We start from the raw sequence: 17,092 nt of genomic DNA, 5'->3' as shown, positions 1-17,092 counted from the left end.
AATCCTAGAGTTCCTTGACGGCCGCGAGGCGCCGCATCATCTGCTGTGCGATGTCGGCCTGCATGTCGCGGTACAGCAGCTCGGCCTCACCTTCCTTGGCGAGCGCGTTGGTTTCGTTGAAGCTCAGGTCGCGCGACTGCGACACCTCGGTGGGCGCGAGCAGCATCTTGCCGCCCGGCGTGCGCAGGCTGAAGCGAACGCGCAATTGCAGCTGCAGCTCGCGCAGCAGGCCGGCCGAATTGGTCGAGATCACGATGCGGTCGCGGTTCTCGCCCAGGATCTCGAGGATCGCGTCGGCGCTCTGGGCCTGCTCGGGTGGCACCAGCGTCACGGTGCCGGCGGCGCGCATTTCGCGCCGCAGCCGGTTGATCAGCTCCGAATTGCCCGACACCGACAGCGTCTTGAACGCGAACACCGGCGCCTTGCGCAGTTCGAACCCGCAGCCGGCCAGCGCGAGGCTGGCGCCCGCCGTGGCCAGGCCCAGGAGAAAGCCGCGGCGCGGCAGCGGGGCGTTGCGATTGTTCATGCTTCTATCGATCGTTTCGTTCAGATGACCACGTTGACCAGCCGGCCGGGAACCACGATGACGCGCTTGGCCGGCGCGCCTTCGGCGAACTTGACGAAGTCGTCGCACGAGAGCGCGAGCGCTTCGATCTCGGCCTTGGAGGCGCCGGCCGGCACGCGCAGCGCGCCGCGCAGCTTGCCGTTGACCTGCAGCATGAGCTCGATCTCGTCCTGCTCCAGCGCGCCCACGTCCACCACGGGCCAGGGCGCGTCGAGCAGGCCGCCCAGCTCCTTGTCATAGCCAAGCTGCTGCCAGAGCTGGCAGGCGATGTGCGGCGTGGCCGGATACAGGCAGCGCAGCAGGATGCCCAGGCCTTCGCGCAGCGCGGCGGCATCGCCGGCGCTGCCATCGGGCTTGAAGCCCTCGAGCGCATTGAGCAGCTTCATCGCGCCCGACACCACCGTGTTGTATTGCATGCGCTGGTAGTCGTAGTCGACCTGGCGCAGCACGGTGTGCACCTCGCGGCGCAGCGCCTGCGCGGCCTTGCCGAAGGCCTGGCCGCCGAACGCCACCGGGGCCACGTCGGCCTGCGCCACGCCGAAGTTCCAGACCCGGCGCAGGAAGCGGTAGCTGCCCTCGACGGCCGCGTCGTTCCACTCGAGCGTGGCCTCGGGCGGCGCGGTGAACATGGTGTAGAGGCGCGCGGTGTCGGCGCCGTACTTCTCGATCAGGTCCTGCGGGTCGACGCCGTTGCGTTCGCTCTTGCCCATCTTGCCGACGCCGCCGTATTCGACCTTGGTGCCGTCCGCGGCGACGCCGCCGACGATGCGGCCCTGCGCATCGAGCGTGGGCGTGACTTCCAGCGGCGGGTGGTAGTTCTTGCCGCCCTTCTCGTCGCGGTGGTAGTAGATGTGGTTGAGCACCATGCCCTGCGTGAGCAGCTTGCTGAAGGGCTCGTCGACCTTCACCAGGCCCAGGTCGCGCATCACCTTGGTCCAGAAGCGCGCGTACAGCAGGTGAAGGATCGCATGCTCGATGCCGCCGATGTACTGGTCCATCGGCATCCAGTAGTCGGCGCCCTCGGCGACCATCGCCTGGTCGTTCTTCGGGTCGCAGTAGCGCATGAAGTACCACGAGCTGTCGACGAAGGTGTCCATGGTGTCGGTCTCGCGCCGCGCGGGCTTGCCGCAGACGGGGCAGACCACGCCGGCGTGGAAGCCTTCATGCCTGGCGAGCGGGTTGCCCGAGCCGTCGGGCACGCAGTCGGTGGGCAGCACCACGGGCAGGTCCTTCTCGGGGACCGGCACCGCGCCGTGCTCGTCGCAGTGGATGATCGGGATCGGCGTGCCCCAGTAGCGCTGGCGGCTCACGCCCCAGTCGCGCAGGCGCCAGGTGGTCTGCATCTCGCCCAGGCCCTTCTGGGCGAGCGCATGCGCCACGGCGGCCACGGCCTCCTTGTAGGTCATGCCGCTGAAGTTGTCGGAGTTGATGGTCACGCCGCGCTGCTTGTCGGCGTACCAGTCCTGCCACTTGTGATAGTCGAAGTGCGGCTCGTCGTCGACCAGCACCACCTGGATGATCTCGATGCCGTACTTGTTGGCGAAGGCGAAATCGCGCTCGTCGTGCGCCGGCACGCCCATCACGGCGCCGTCGCCGTAGTTGATGAGCACGTAGTTGCCGACCCACACCGGCACCTGCTCCTCGGTGATCGGGTGCTTGACGGTCAGGCCCGTGGGCACGCCCTTCTTTTCCTGCGTGGCGAGCTCGGCCTCGGTGGTGCCGCCGCTCTTGCATTCCTCGATGAAGGCCGCGACCTTGGGATCAAGCGTGGCGCCGTGCACGGCCAGCGGGTGCTCGGGCGCCACGGCGCAGAAGGTCACGCCCATGATGGTGTCGGCGCGGGTGGTGAACACGTACATGCGGCCGTCCTGGATCAGCCGGCCGCCCGCGTCCTTGATGTCGTGCGTGAAGGCGAAGCGCACGCCCTCGCTCTTGCCGATCCAGTTCTCCTGCATCAGCTTGACGCGCTCGGGCCAGCCCGGCAGCTTGTGCTGGGTGTGCTCGAGCAATTCCTCGGCGTAGTCGCTGATCTTCAGGTAGTAGCCCGGAATCTCGCGGCGCTCGACCGTAGCGCCGGTGCGCCAGCCCTTGCCGTCGATCACCTGCTCGTTGGCCAACACGGTCTGGTCGACCGGGTCCCAGTTGACGACCTGCGTCTTGCGGTAGGCGATGCCCTTCTCGAGCATCTTCAGGAACAGCCACTGGTTCCACTTGTAATAGCTGGGATCGCAGGTGGCGATCTCGCGGCTCCAGTCGATCGCCAGGCCCATGGCCTGGAGCTGGCCGCGCATGTAATCGATGTTCTCGTAGGTCCACTTGGCCGGCGGCACGCCGTTCTTGAGTGCGGCGTTCTCGGCCGGCAGGCCGAAGGCGTCCCAGCCCATGGGCATCAGCACGTTGTAGCCGCTCATGCGCAGGTAGCGCGTGAGCATGTCGTTGATGGTGTAGTTGCGCACGTGGCCCATGTGCAGCTTGCCGCTGGGGTACGGCAGCATCGAGCAGGCGTAATACTTTTTACGGCTCGCGTCCTCGGTGACGCGGTAGGCATCGGCGGCGCTCCATTGCGCCTGGGCAGCGGACTCGACGTCGCTGGGTTTGTAGCTGGGGTTCATGACGGTTCGGCAGGAGCCCGGCTCGGAGCGGCCGGGGAAGGCGGATTATCGCGCCCGGCCGGCCGCCCGGCCGCCAGACTCTAGACTTGAGGCACGTAACCTGCGTGTTGCGCGGGTTACGCCTACCCTTCGGCAGATTTTTCGCACCGCCTGGAATGCCATGAAATTGTTCCTGAAACACCTCGCCCTGGGCCTCGCGGCCGCCGCCAGCCTGGCCGTGATGCCGCTGCATGCGCAGCCGGCCGGCGACAAGCCGCTGCGCATCGTGGTGCCCTTCGCCGCCGGCGGGGCGCAGGACGTGATCGCCCGCTACCTGGGCGCCAAGCTCTCGGACAAGCTCGGCGGCAGCGTGATCGTCGACAACAAGGCGGGCGCGGGCGGCATCGTGGCGGCCGACGCGGTGGCCAAGGCGACCGACGACGCCACCGTGCTGCTGGCCACCGGCGGCGCCATCACCATCGCGCCCCACCTGCAGGCCAAGCTGCCCTACGACCCCATGGCAGACCTCGCGCCCGTGGCCCTGGTCGGCGACACGCCCATGACCCTGGCCGTGCGCGCCGAAAGCCCCTACAAGACCCTGGCCGACGTGCTGCGCGACGCCAAGGCGAAGCCGGGGCAGCTGACCTATGCCTCCACCGGCAACGGCACGGTGTCGCACCTCACGGGCGCGCTGTTGGCCCAGGCGAGCGGCGTGAACCTGCTGCATGTGCCCTACCGCGGCGCGGCGCCGGCGCTGACCGACCTGCTGGGCGGCCAGGTGGCGCTGATCGTGACCAGCGCCGCTTCCATCGAGCCGATGGTCGCGAGCGGCAAGGCCCGCGTGCTCGGCACCTTTTCGCGCGCGGCGCTGCCCAGCCTCGGCACGCCGCCGACGGTCGCCGAGGCGGCGGGCCTCGCCGGCATGGACGTGCCGGTGTGGGTGGGCGTGATGGCGCCCGCGCGCATGCCGGCCGCCAGCATCGAGAAGCTCTCGGCGGCGCTGGTCGAGGTGTGCAACCTGCCCGAAACCAGGCAGCGCTTCGCCCAGCTGGGCGCGGTGAACACCTGCGGCGGCGGCGCGGCGTTGGGCAAGGTGATCGCGGAGGACAGCCAGCGCTGGGCGAAGGTCATCAAGCAAGGCGGGATCAAGGTTGACTGAGCCTGCGACAGGGCGCCTGCGCGTCGGCATCGCGGGGGCCGGGGCGATCGCCCTGGCCAGCGCGGCGTGGCTGCGTCAGGCGGGCCACGGCGCCATGCTCTGGTCGCCGGGCGGCCAGGGTGCCGAGGCCCTGCGCACGCAGCCGCTCGAAGCCGTCGGCGTGCAGCCCTGCCGCGTGGCGGTCGAAGTGGCCGGCGATGCGGCGCAGCTTTGCGGCGCATCGGATGTGCTGCTGATCGCCCTGCCGGTCAACGGCCACAAGCGCGTCATGGATGCGCTGCTGCCCTTCCTGCGCGACGGGCAGACCGTGATCGTCAGCTCGATGGCCTCGCTGTCGTCGCTCTATCTGCACGAAAGCGCAGGGCGCGCGGGCAAGCGGGTGACGGTCGCCAGCTTCGGCACCACGGTGCTGACCGCCCGCCGCGAATCCGCCACGCAGGTCAGGGTGATGACGCGGCGCCAGGCGGTCGGCGTCTCCGCGCTGCCGAGCTCGGAAATCGAGCGCGCCATCGAACTGTGCACCGCGCTGTTCGGCGGCGGCTTCTTCGCGCAGGACAACACGCTCGCCAGCGCGCTCGCGAACGTCAACCCGCAGTCGCACGGACCGCTGGCCGTCTTCAACTGGACCCGCATCGAGCACGCGGAGAACTGGCCGCAGTACCACTGCATGACGCCCGGCGTGGCCCGCGCGATCGAGGCGCTGGACCGGGAGCGGCGCGCCGTGGCCGGCGCCTTCGGCATCGCGCTCGGGCCGATCGAGGAGCATTTCGCGCGCTCCTTCGGCACGGCATCGGCGCGGCTCGAGGACATCGCGGCCGAGCTGCATGCCAAGCGCGGCGGACCGCCCGGCCCCGTGCGCACCGACACGCGCTACCTGAGCGAAGACATGCCCTACGGCCTGGCCTTCGTCGAAGCGCTCGGCGCCATCGCCGGCGTGGCGACACCCGCGACGCGCACCATCGTGGACGCTGCCTCGCTGGTCAGCGGCATCGACTTCCGGCAGCGCAACGACCTGCTGGCGCCGCTGGGCCTGGCCCGCGAAACCGTGGCCGGCCTGCTCGCCCGCCTATGACGAGGCGGCAGCGCCCGGAAAGACCGGCTCGCCGAGGTTGAGCATCAGCCGGTTGGCCCAGGCGAAGAGCGCCACGGAGTGGACGAGGTCGAGGATCTCGAGTTCGCTGAGCCCCACCGACTTGAGCATTCGCACATCGTCGGCCGACACCTTGCCGGGCTCGGCGCCGAGCCGGATCGAGAATTCGACGATGGCCTTCTCGCGCGCCGTGGTGCCCGCGGAGGCCGGCTCCTCGAACACCTGCGAGATCACGTCGCTGCGCTTGGCCAGCTGCTCGAAGCGCTGCGCATGCACCGAGGCGCAGTACACGCAGCCGTTGACGCGCGACTCCACCGTGGCGCCCAGCTCGCGCTCCGCGCGCGGCATGCCGCCCGGCGCGAACATGATCGCGTTGAAGGCGATGGAGCGCTGCAGCAGCATCTCGGGCTGGTGCGCGAGCACCAGGAAATACGGCGAGCTGCGCGCCTGCGGGCTCATCTCGTCGAGCGCGGCCAGCTGGGCCGGCGTGGCCGAGGCAACGTCGACCGGGTCGAGCCAGGGCTTCCAGCTCAGCACCTCGTTGGTGAAGCCCTTGATGCGGATCGGCGCGTTCGTACTGCTCATGCTGCGACCTCCACGGCGGCCAGCGCCTGCAGCCCCGCGACCAGACGGACCTGGTAGGAGAGAAAGGCGATCAGCTGGCCCAGCGCGACGATGGCGGGCGTCGAGAGCCCTGCGTCGGCCAGCGACTGCACCGCGGCCCTGTCGCCCTCGATGGGGCGCTCGATCAGGCTGGCGGTGAACGCCAGCACCGTGCGCAGCCGCGCATCGGCCACCGGCGCGCCGCTGCCCACGGCCGCGATCAGCTCGCGGTCCACGCCCTCGGCCAGCAGCCGCTCGCGGTAGTGCGCGGCGAGCGTCGCGGCCTTGGAGACGCTGCAGGCGTGCAGCGCGACCAGCAGGCGCTCGGCCACCGACAGGCCTTCGACCGAGGACGAGAACATCGCGTCGTAGCTGCCCTGCGTGGCCGCCACGACCTTGTCGCGCTGCTGGCGCAGCAGGCGGGTGGCGTGGCCGGGCACCAGCGGCACCGTGGCGTCGATCACGTCGAGGGCAAGAGAAGATTCGGAAAGAGTGGTCATGCGTTTCGATGAAGAAGTCTGGAGTTCAGCCGCGTTCGGACGGCGGCGGCGCGGGCACCCATTCGTCGCCGAACAGTTCGGGCTCGCTGTAGGCCTCGAGGTTGGCGAAGTGCTGCTCGAAGTCTTCGCGATAGAACAGGCTGGCCATGCCGCTCGCAAGCCGCCTGGCGCCATCGCTGATCGCGGGAATGTCGCCCGACACCGTGCCGTGCGACAGGGCCGCCGGATAGCAGAAGCAATGGATGCGGTCCAGGCCCGGGCACCGGCCCGCTGCGCGCTCGCGGAATTCGAACACCGGCCCGAGATCGGGCGAATCGGCCAGCTCCTGGTCTTCGTCGCCGGGCGCGGGCACGAAACGATCCTTCCACGTTCGCACATGCGATGCAATGGTGTCGAACTCGGGGCGGCAGCGCCAGTCGATCTTGAAACCGGTGGAAACAACGAGGAAGTCGAACACGAAGTCGCCCCTGGGCGTGGCCACGCGCATTGCCGCGCCCTGCGGCTCGACCGCAAGCACCGGACAGCCGAAATTGAAGAACGCGTTCGGGTGGCGCGACACGCGCAGCGTGCTGCCATGCGGCGGCGGCACGTTGGCCACATTGATGTAGTGGCGGATGCGCCACTTGAATGCATCGGGCAGGTCGTAGTGGCCCTGCGTCAGGCCCGGCACGCCGGCGCCCTTGCCCTTGTTGACGCGCGGCAGGTCGGGCCGGCGGATCAGCAGCTCGACGCTGTGCGCGCCGGCCTCCAGCGCGGTGGCCGCGCTGTCCATGGCCGACGAGCCCGCGCCGACCACGCCCACGCGCAGTCCGGCCAGCTTGCCGTAGTCCATCTCGTCGGACGAGTGGGCCCATTGCGAGCGCGGCAGTGCGTTGACGAAGGCCGGAACCGCGGGGCCGCCGAGCCCGTCGCGCCCCGTGGCCAGCACCACGCGGCGCGCCAGCACCTGCTGCGCACCCGCCGGCGTGCGCAGCGCGAGCCGCACCGCCGCCGCATCGGCGAGCGGCTGGATGCCGGTGACGGCCGTGTCGTTGCGTACATCGACGTTCATCACGCGGCGGTACCAGCGCAGGTAGTCCATCCACTGCAGGCGCGGGATCTTGTCCATCGTGCCCCAGGCTTCGGTGCCGAACTGGGCCTCGAACCAGGCTCGGAAGGTCAGCGCGGGCAGCCCCAGCGCGGGCCCGGTCAGCTCCTTGGGCGAGCGCAGGGTTTCCATGCGCGCCGTGGTGGCCCACGGCCCTTCGCTGCCCGCGGGCGAGCGGTCGAACACCACGGCCCGGATGCCCTGCTGGGCCAGCGCGGCCGCGGCCGCCAGCCCGGCCTGGCCGGCACCGATGATGGCCACGTCCAGCACGGGTTCGCCGCCGTGCGTGCGAACCGGCATCCACGCACGCGCGGGCCAGCCGAGGCATTCGAGATCCCTGGCGAGCCGCTGCTCGAGCGTGGCAAGGCCTTGCGGGTGGGAGGATGGGGCGGGGGAAGCGGCGTCGATGGTCATCTTGCAAAACGAAACGGGAGGCGGGCTCGCATGGAACCCCGCCCAGTGTAGAAAGCTTTTCAGGCGGGACCGGGACAGGCTCATGCACGGACCGGGCCCGGATCTCGCATGCCACAATGATTTTCAGACCACAGGGGCAGCATGCGCAGCAACAACAGCAATGGCGAATGGTGGCGCGGCGCGGTGATCTACCAGATCTACCCGCGCAGCTTCATGGACAGCAACGGCGATGGCATCGGCGACCTGCCCGGCATCACCTCGCGGCTCGAACACGTGGCGAGCCTGGGGGTCGACGCGATCTGGGTGTCGCCCTTCTTCCGCTCGCCAATGAAGGACTTCGGCTACGACGTGGCCGACTACCGCGCGGTCGATCCGATCTTCGGCACGCTGGCCGATTTCGACGAGATGCTGGCGCGCGCCCATGCGCTGGGCCTGAAGATCATCATCGACCAGGTGCTCTCGCACACCTCCGACCAGCACGCCTGGTTCGCCGAAAGCCGCGCGAGCCGCGACAACCCCAAGGCCGACTGGTACGTGTGGGCCGACCCGCGGCCCGATGGCACGCCGCCCACCAACTGGCTGTCGGTGTTCGGCGGGCCGGCCTGGCAATGGGATTCGCGTCGCCGCCAGTACTACCTGCACAGCTTCCTCAAGGAGCAGCCCGACCTGAACTTCCATTGCGCCGAGGTGCAGCAGGCGCTGCTCGGCGAAGTGCGCTTCTGGTGCGAGCGCGGCGTGGACGGCTTCCGCTTCGACGCCTGCAACCATCAGTTCCACGACGCGCTGCTGCGCGACAACCCGCCGGCCAGCGCCGCCTCGCTGGACGAGGTGAGCACGGTGCGGGCCGACAACCCCTATGCCATGCAGCAGCACCTCTACGACAAGAGCCAGATGGAGAACCTGCGCTTCCTCGAAAGCCTGCGCGGGCTGCTCGACGATTACGGCGCGGTCGCGCTCGGCGAGGTCGGCGACGAGAACGCACCGCCCGTCATGGCGCAGTACACCGAGCTGGGCAAGCGCCTGCACCTGGCCTACAGCTTCAGCCTGCTGACGGCCGAGCACAGCGCCAGGCACCTGCGCCACCAGGTCGAGACGCTGGACCACGCACTCGCGCCGACGGGCGGCTGGGGCTGCTGGGCCGTGTCCAACCATGACGTGCCGCGCGTGGCCACGCGCTGGAGCGGCGGCGGCCCGGAAGACACGCGGCGCGACCGGCTCTGGCTCGCGCTGCTGCTCGCGCTGCGCGGCAGCGCCAGCATCTACCAGGGCGAGGAGCTCGGCCTGCCCGAAGCCGAGGTGCCGTTCGAGCTGCTGCAAGACCCGTACGGCCGCGCCTTCTGGCCCGAGTTCAAGGGCCGCGACGGCTGCCGCACGCCCATGCCCTGGAAGGCCGACGAACTGCACGCCGGCTTCACCACCGGCGGGCCCTGGCTGCCGGTCTACGGCCGCCACCTGCCGCTGGCGGTCGACCGCCAGTCCACCGATCCCGACTCGATGCTCGCATTCAGCCGCGCGCTGCTGCGCTGGCGCCGCACCCAGCCGCTGCTGCGCACCGGCAGCATCGCCTTCATCGATGCGCCGGAGCCGGTGCTGTGGTTCGAGCGGCGCGAGGGGAACCAATCGCTGCAGGCCATCTTCAACCTGGGAGGCGAGTCGGTGTCCATCGCGCTGCGCGAGGCGCTCGAGCCGCTCGCGGGGCATCCGCTGTCATCGTCGTCGTCCCTGCAGGCCGGCGCCGAAAGGCGCATGCTGAAGCTGGCGCCGTACGGCGTCTTTTTCGGCCGACCCGCCGGCGAAGAAGAACCGATGTGAAGAACAACATGCCTTCCCTGCTGCTGCCCGAACGCGAAGTCCATGCGCTGATGCGCGCCGAGCACGGCGATCCGTTCGCGGTGCTCGGCCCGCACGAGACGCGCGACGGCCTGCTGGTGCGCGCGCTGCTGCCGGGCGCGCAGAGCGTGGCCGTGGTGCACACGCGCACGGGCTGGCCGCTGGCCATGCTGTCGCGGCAGGAAGGCTCCGATCTCTTCGCGGGCCTGGTGCCCGCGGCGGAGGCGCTGCTGGGCTATTCGTTCCAGGTCGACTGGGGCACGCACAGCTCGCGGCTCGAAGACCCGTACCGCTTTGCGTTCGTATTGGGCGCCACCGACGTGTGGCTGCTGGCCGAAGGCACGCACCTGCGGCCCTGGGAGCGGCTGGGCGCGCACCTGTGCGAGATGGATGGCGTCAAGGGCGTGGCCTTCGCAGTCTGGGCGCCCAACGCGCGGCGCGTCTCGGTGGTCGGCGACTTCAACAACTGGGACGGCCGGCGCCACATGATGCGGCTGCGCCGCGAGTGCGGCGTGTGGGAGATCTTCGCGCCGCAGGTGGCCACGGGCGACAGCTACGAATTCGAGATCCTCTCGGCCCAGGGCGAGGTGCTGCGCAAGGCCGACCCCTTCGCCTTCTCCTCGCGCCTGCGGCCCGAGACCGCCTGCGTGGTCGCGCCGCTGCCCGCGCCGGTGGCGATGCCGCCCGAGCGCGCCGCGGCCAACGGCCGCCATGCGCCGATGAGCATCTACGAGGTGCACCTGGGCTCCTGGCGCCGCAAGAACGGCCATGAATGGCTGGACTACCGCGAACTGGCCGACACGCTGGTGCCGTACGCGCGCGACATGGGCTTCACGCACATCGAGCTGCTGCCGGTCAGCGAGCATCCGTTCGACGGCTCCTGGGGCTACCAGCCGATCGGCCTGTATGCGCCCACCTCGCGCTTCGGCACGCCCGGCGACTTCCGCCATCTCGTCGAAGCCGCGCATGCCGCGGGGCTGGGCGTGATCCTCGACTGGGTGCCCGCGCACTTTCCCACCGACACGCACGGCCTCGGCCGCTTCGACGGCACCGCACTCTACGAATACGCCGATCCGCGCGAAGGCTTCCACAACGACTGGAAGACCTTCATCTTCAACTACGGCCGCACCGAGGTGCGCAACTACCTGGTCGGCAATGCGTTGTACTGGCTCGAGCGCTACGGCGTGGACGGGCTGCGCGTCGATGCGGTGGCGTCCATGCTCTACCGCGACTACAGCCGCAAGTCCGGCGAATGGGTGCCCAACGTCCATGGCGGGCGCGAGAACCTCGAGGCCATCGACTTCCTGCGGCGCATGAACCGGGTGGTGGGCGTCGAGCGCCCGGGCGCCATCACGCTGGCCGAGGAGTCGACGAGTTTTCCGGGCGTGACGCGGCCGCCCGAGGACGGCGGCCTCGGCTTCCACTACAAATGGAACATGGGCTGGATGAACGACACGCTCGCCTATGCGGGCATCGACCCGGTCCACCGCAAGCACCACCACCAGCAGATCACCTTCGGCTTGATGTATGCGCACAGCGAGAACTTCGTGCTGCCGCTCTCGCACGACGAGGTGGTGCACGGCAAGGGGTCGATGTTCGGGCGCATGCCCGGCGACGAGTGGCAGAAGTTCGCGGGGCTGCGCAATCTTTATGGGTACCTCTGGGCCTATCCGGGCAAGAAGCTGCTGTTCATGGGCAATGAATTCGCCCAGGCGGCGGAATGGAACGCCGACCGCAGCCTCGACTGGCACCTGCTCGAGCAGGCGCCGCACCAGGGCATGCGGCGGCTGGTGCGCGACCTGAACAACGTGTACCGGCACTTCCCCGCGCTGCACGAGCTCGACACCGAAAGGGCCGGCTTCGAGTGGCTGGTGCACGACGACTGGGAGCAGTCGGTGTTCGCCTTCGTGCGCCGGGCCCGCGACGGCTCCTTCGTGGTGGCGGTGTGCAACTTCACGCCGCTGCCGCGCCACGGCTACCGGCTCGGCGTGCCGGCGGCGGGCGCGTACCGCGAGGCCATCAACACCGACGGCGCGGTGTATGGCGGCAGCGGCGTCGGCAATGGCGTGGTCGAGAGTTCGCCGGTTCCGTGGCATGGGAGGGCCGATTCGATCGTCATCAGCGTGCCGCCGCTGGCTACCGTGATGTGGGTGCTGGTTTGAGGTTCTTGGCTTTGGTTTTTTTCCCGGGACCGGGTCTCGCCCCGGCCCCCGAAAGCAAATCCTCAAAGAGGCCAGCAACATGCTGAGCCCAGGCAACCCCTCCCCCTTGGGCGCGACGCTGTCGCCGAACGGCGTGAACTTCGCCCTCGCCGCCCCGAACGCCGAATCGGTCGAGCTCTGCCTCTTCGACAGCACAGGCCAGCACGAGCAGCAGCGCCTGCGGCTACCCGCCTTCACCGACGGCGTCTGGCACGGCCTGCTGCCGAGCGGGCGTGCCGGCCTGGTCTACGGCTTTCGCGTTCACGGCCCGTGGGCGCCGCACGAGGGAAAACGCTTCAATCCCGCGAGGCTGCTGCTCGACCCGTATGCGCGCGAGATCGTCGGTAAATACGACGGCAGCGACCTGTTCCTCGGACATGATCCCTCGAATCCGGACCAGCGCAACACGCGCGACAACGGCGCCGTCGCACTCAAGGCCCGCGTGGCGCCGGCCGGCAGCAGCCCGGCCGCGCCGGGCCATGCCCGCATCCCGGCCGGCGAGCGCGTGCTCTACGAACTGCATGTGCGCGGACAGACCCGGCTGCACCCGGGCGTGCCCGCTGCCTTGCGCGGCACCTATGCCGGCCTGGCCGAGCCCGTGGTGCTCGACCACCTCCAGGGCCTCGGCGTCACCACGCTGAGCCTGATGCCGGTGCAGCACCGCGCCGACGAGCAGCGGCTGCTCGCCATGGGCCTGAGCAACTACTGGGGCTACAACACCATCGGCTGGTTCGTGCCCGAGGCGCGCTACTGGAGCGGCCGCGCCGGCACCACGCCGGCCAGCGAATTCCGCGCCATGGCCGACGCGGTGCATGCGCGCGGCATGGAGCTGGTGATCGACGTGGTCTACAACCACAGCGCCGAAACCGACGAGTTCGGCCCCACGCTCTCGCTGCGCGGCATCGACAACGCGCTGTACTACCACCTGCGCCCCGACGACCGCGCGCGCTACGCCAACTGGACCGGCTGCGGCAATTGCCTCAACCTGGCCGAGCCGCGCGTGCTGCAGCTGGTCATGGACAGCCTGCGCCACTGGGCCTGCGAGCTCGGCGTCGACGGCTTCCGCTTCGATCTCGCACCGGTGCTGGGGCGCGGCGCCGATGGCAATTTCGACCCGCGCGCGCCCTTCTTCGCGGCCATCACGCAAGACCCGGTGCTCTCGCGCACGCTGCTGATCGCGGAGCCCTGGGACATCGGTCCGGGCGGCTACCGCCTGGGCGAATTCCCACCGGGCTGGCTCGAATGGAACGACCGCTACCGCGACACGCAGCGCGGCTTCTGGCTGCGGCAGGGGCGCGAGGGCGCGGCGGGCCTCGGCGATTTCGCGCACCGCTTCACCGCCTCGAGCGCGCAGTTCGCCCACCACGGCCGCGCGCCCACCGCGAGCGTCAACTTCATCACCGCGCACGACGGCTTCACGCTGCGCGACCTGCTCTGCTACGAAGAGCGGCACAACCTGGCCAACGGCGAGAACAACCGCGACGGCCATGCGCACAACCTGAGCAACAACTGCGGCGTTGAAGGCCCGAGCGACGACCCCGCCGTGCAGGCCGAACGCGGCCGCCTGCAGCGCGCGCTGCTCGCCGCGCTGCTGCTGTCGCAGGGCACGCCCATGCTGCTGGCCGGCGACGAGCTCGGCCACAGCCAGCAAGGCAACAACAACGCCTACTGCCAGGACAACGAAACCACCTGGCTCGCCTGGATCGGCGCCCACGATCCCGCGAGCGAAGCAGCGCGCCTGAGCGCCTTCGTCGCCCGGCTCGTTGCCCTGCGCCGCGAAGCGCCCGCGCTGCGCAGCACGCGCTGGTGGCCGGCGCTGCCGGCGGAGGGTGCGCCGGGCATCCGCTGGCTGCGGCCCGACGGCGAGCCGATGCAAGAGGCCGACTGGCATGGCGGCACGGCCCTTGCAATCCTTTTCGAAGCCATGGCGGCGGAGGCGGGCGCCTGGCTGGTGCTGGTGAATGCGGGGCCGGCGGCCGTGCCGTTCAGGCTGCCGGCGGGCTCGTGGCGGTGGCGGCTCGCAACGGACGATCCGGCGCCCGATGCCGGCGCCGCGCTGCAGCAGCCCCATGCCGGCACGGTGGAGGTCCCTCATTCGAGCATCCGGATTGCAAGAAGGTAGAAGCCAGCCGCGCCGCACGGTGCTAGGCTGGCTGCAGAAACGCTGACGATAAGACGACAAACCGACGAACGAACGGAGACACAGGATGGACAACCACAGCATCAGCAACAGCGCGCCGCAGGCCCCTCTGCAGGCGCATCAACTGGTCCGCCGCACCATCGCCCTGGTGCTGGCCGGCGGCCGCGGCTCGCGCCTCAAGCAGCTGACCGACCGGCGCGCCAAGCCGGCGGTGTACTTCGGCGGCAAGTTCCGCATCATCGATTTCGCGCTGTCGAACTGCCTGAACTCGGGCATCCGGCGCATGGCGGTGGTCACGCAGTACAAGTCGCATTCGCTGATGCGCCACCTGCAGCGCGGCTGGAGCTTCCTGCGCGCCGAGCTCAACGAGATGGTCGACGTGCTGCCCGCGCAGCAGCGCACGGGCGACGAGCACTGGTACCGCGGCACGGCCGACGCGGTGTTCCAGAACCTGGACATCATCCAGACCCGCTCCACCAGGCACGACTACGTGGTGGTGCTGGCCGGCGACCACATCTACAAGATGGACTACTCGATCATGGTCAAGGACCATGCCGAGCGCGGCCTGGGCTGCACGGTCGGCTGCATCGAGGTGCCGCGCATGGAAGCCACCGCCTTCGGCGTGATGGCCATCGACGACGGCCGACAGATCACGGCCTTCCTCGAGAAGCCGGCCGACCCACCCGCCATGCCCGGGCGGCCCGACACGGCCCTGGCCAGCATGGGCATCTACGTGTTCGACTCCGAATACCTCTACCAGCTGCTCGAGGAAGACGCCGCCAACCCCGATTCGAGCCACGATTTCGGCAAGGACATCATCCCGCGCGCCGTGGCGCAGGGCCGCGCGCTCGCGCATCCCTTCGGCATGTCCTGCGTCACGCGCGCCTCGCGCGGGCCCGGTGCCAAGGCCTACTGGCGCGACGTGGGCACGATTGATGCATTCTGGGCAGCCAACCTCGACCTGGCCTCCATCACGCCCGAACTCGACATTTATGACACGGACTGGCCCATCTGGACCTACCAGCGGCAGCTGCCGCCGGCCAAGTTCGTGCTCGACCGCGAGGGCCGGCACGGCATGACGGTCAACACCATCGTCTCGGGCGGCTGCATCGTCTCGGGCTCCAAGGTCAGCAGCTCGGTGCTGTTCTCGGGCGTGCGCATCCATTCGTTCTGCGACATCAACGAGGCCGTGCTGCTGCCCGACGTCGAAGTGGGCCGCGGCGCCCGGCTCAACCGCGTGGTGATCGACCGCGGCTGCGTCATTCCGGACGAGATGGTGATCGGCGAAGACGCCGCGGCCGATGCCGCGCGCTTCGAGCGCACCGACAACGGCGTGGTGCTGGTCACCCGCGAAATGCTCAAGCGCCTGCTGGCTGCCTGAAGCCGCACCGCTTTCCCGATGCGAATCCTCCAGGTCAGCGCCGAACTCTTTCCCCTGCTCAAGACCGGTGGCCTCGCCGACGTGGCCGGCGCGCTGCCGCTCGCACTCATGGCTGCCGGGCAGGACGCGCGGGTGCTGCTGCCCGGCTTCCCGGCCATCCTGGCCGGCGTGCGCGATCTCGCGCCGGTGGCCGAGTTCACGGCGCCCTGGGGCCCGGAACGCTTCGGCCTGCGCGCGGGCCGCATCGCGATCGACGGCGCGGCCGCGCCGATCCCGGCCTACGTGATCGATGCGCCGGCGCTCTACGACCGGCCCGGCAACCCCTATGAAGACGCCACGCGCCAGCCCTATGGCGACAACCACCGGCGCTTCGCGCTGCTGGGCTGGGCCGCGGCGCAGCTGGCCCAGGGGCTCGATCCCACCTGGCAGCCCGAGGTCGTGCATGCGCACGACTGGCATGCGGGGCTGGCGCCGGCCTACCTGCACTTCGCGCGGGAGGTCGGCGCCACCCGCGCGGGCAGCGTGTTCACGGTGCACAACCTGGCCTACCAGGGCATCTCGGCGCCGTGGAACTTTGCCGACCTCGGCCTGCCCGGGCCGGCGTTCCACATGGACGGGCTCGAATACCACGGGCAGGTGTCGTTCATGAAAGGCGGCCTCTACTTCGCCGACCGCCTGACCACCGTGAGCCCGACCTACGCCCGCGAGATCCAGACGCCCGAGCAGGGTTTCGGGCTCGACGGCCTGCTGCGCCTGCGCGGCGGCGTGCTCACGGGCATCCTCAACGCGGTCGACGACCAGGTCTGGAATCCGGCCGCCGACAGCGCGCTGGTGCAGGGCTACCACACGCCCGAAGGCCGCCACATGGCGGGCAAGGCGCGCTGCAAGACGGTGCTGCAGCACCAGCTCGGCCTGGCCGAGCGCCCCGACGCGCCGCTGTTCATCGTGGTCAGCCGGCTCACCGAGCAGAAGGGGCTGCACCTCGTGCTCGGCGGCCTCGACACCCTGCTGGCCGAAGGCGGCCAGCTCGCGCTGCTGGGCAGCGGCGAGGCCTGGCTCGAGGACGCCTTCCGCGAGCGCGCGGCGGCCGCGCCGCGCTCGGTCAGCGTCACCATCGGCTACAACGAAACGCTGGCGCACCAGCTCTTCGGCGGCGGCGACGTGACGCTGGTGCCCTCGCTGTTCGAACCCTGCGGACTCACGCAGATGTACGGCCTCAGGTACGGCAGCCTGCCGCTGGTGCGCCGCGTCGGCGGCCTGGCCGACACCGTGGTCGACTGCACGCTCGAGGACATGGCCAGCGGCGACGCCACCGGCTTCGTGTTCGACCGCTTCGACGCCGCGGACTACCATCGCGCGCTGCGGCGGGCCTTTGCGCTCTACCAGCGCGCGCCCGACTGGCGCCGCGTGCGCGGCAATGCCATGCGGCGCCCGGCCGACTGGGCCACTGCGGCCGGCCAGTACATCGAGGTCTACCGGCAGGCGCTCGAGTCCGCCGGCACCTGAATGAAGCGCCACGGCGCACCACCCC

The 17,092-nt window shown here is 70.0% G+C and carries 12 protein-coding genes; 7 read left to right on the top strand and 5 right to left on the bottom strand.

Translation table 11 applies throughout. From position 1 onward, the window contains the following. Positions 1-4: 4 nt before the first annotated feature. Both lptE and leuS read right to left on the bottom strand, forming a co-directional pair. On the bottom strand, positions 5-526 hold the full coding sequence (gene lptE / locus ACAM54_RS02380) for an LPS assembly lipoprotein LptE (protein WP_145742613.1): 522 nt from the start codon (positions 524-526) through the stop codon (positions 5-7). A gap of 20 nt (positions 527-546) precedes the next feature. Then, positions 547-3,177, bottom strand: coding sequence for a leucine--tRNA ligase (gene leuS, locus ACAM54_RS02375; RefSeq protein ID WP_369649711.1), 2,631 nt, complete (start codon positions 3,175-3,177; stop codon positions 547-549). A gap of 160 nt (positions 3,178-3,337) precedes the next feature. Here leuS and ACAM54_RS02370 point away from each other — a divergent pair, with 160 nt between their 5' ends. Further along, entirely contained in the window at positions 3,338-4,315 is a 978-nt protein-coding gene (locus tag ACAM54_RS02370; RefSeq protein ID WP_369649710.1) for a Bug family tripartite tricarboxylate transporter substrate binding protein, read from the top strand. Further along, a complete protein-coding gene (locus ACAM54_RS02365) occupies positions 4,308-5,387 on the top strand; it encodes an NAD/NADP octopine/nopaline dehydrogenase family protein (protein ID WP_369649709.1) in 1,080 nt (359 codons plus the stop codon). Before ACAM54_RS02370 ends, ACAM54_RS02365 begins: the two co-directional genes overlap by 8 nt. Here the strand turns inward: ACAM54_RS02365 and ACAM54_RS02360 are convergent. The 3 genes from ACAM54_RS02360 to ACAM54_RS02350 are packed head-to-tail and all read right to left on the bottom strand — an operon-like array spanning position 5,382 to position 8,009. Then, positions 5,382-5,990, bottom strand: coding sequence for a peroxidase-related enzyme (locus tag ACAM54_RS02360; RefSeq protein WP_369649708.1), 609 nt, complete (start codon positions 5,988-5,990; stop codon positions 5,382-5,384). The two genes, ACAM54_RS02365 and ACAM54_RS02360, sit on opposite strands and share 6 nt — an antisense overlap. Further along, the gene (locus tag ACAM54_RS02355) at positions 5,987-6,508 is read right to left on the bottom strand and encodes a CMD domain protein (RefSeq protein ID WP_209503098.1); all 522 of its coding nucleotides are present in this window, start codon (positions 6,506-6,508) and stop codon (positions 5,987-5,989) included. The genes ACAM54_RS02360 and ACAM54_RS02355 overlap by 4 nt, the downstream gene beginning before the upstream one ends. A gap of 25 nt (positions 6,509-6,533) precedes the next feature. Next, entirely contained in the window at positions 6,534-8,009 is a 1,476-nt protein-coding gene (locus tag ACAM54_RS02350; protein ID WP_369649707.1) for an FAD-dependent oxidoreductase, read from the bottom strand. 141 nt (positions 8,010-8,150) lie between these two features. Here ACAM54_RS02350 and ACAM54_RS02345 point away from each other — a divergent pair, with 141 nt between their 5' ends. From ACAM54_RS02345 to glgA, 5 genes are all read left to right on the top strand, one after another. Beyond that, the gene (locus tag ACAM54_RS02345; protein WP_369649706.1) at positions 8,151-9,821 is read left to right on the top strand and encodes an alpha-amylase family glycosyl hydrolase; all 1,671 of its coding nucleotides are present in this window, start codon (positions 8,151-8,153) and stop codon (positions 9,819-9,821) included. A gap of 8 nt (positions 9,822-9,829) precedes the next feature. Beyond that, a complete protein-coding gene (gene glgB / locus ACAM54_RS02340; protein ID WP_369649705.1) occupies positions 9,830-12,001 on the top strand; it encodes a 1,4-alpha-glucan branching protein GlgB in 2,172 nt (723 codons plus the stop codon). A 79-nt stretch (positions 12,002-12,080) separates the two neighbouring features. Further along, a complete protein-coding gene (gene glgX / locus ACAM54_RS02335; protein WP_369649704.1) occupies positions 12,081-14,162 on the top strand; it encodes a glycogen debranching protein GlgX in 2,082 nt (693 codons plus the stop codon). 85 nt (positions 14,163-14,247) lie between these two features. Beyond that, positions 14,248-15,561: a glucose-1-phosphate adenylyltransferase gene (glgC, locus tag ACAM54_RS02330; protein WP_369649703.1), complete on the top strand. Its 1,314-nt coding sequence runs from the start codon at positions 14,248-14,250 to the stop codon at positions 15,559-15,561. 18 nt (positions 15,562-15,579) lie between these two features. Further along, on the top strand, positions 15,580-17,067 hold the full coding sequence (gene glgA, locus ACAM54_RS02325) for a glycogen synthase GlgA (protein ID WP_369649702.1): 1,488 nt from the start codon (positions 15,580-15,582) through the stop codon (positions 17,065-17,067). Positions 17,068-17,092: the final 25 nt, after the last annotated feature.

The organism is Variovorax sp. V93 (genome assembly GCF_041154485.1).
Taxonomy (GTDB): Bacteria; Pseudomonadota; Gammaproteobacteria; order Burkholderiales; family Burkholderiaceae_C; genus Variovorax; species Variovorax beijingensis_A.
Note: the sequence above shows the minus strand (reverse complement) of the source record. Positions and strands in the feature narration are given on the sequence as shown.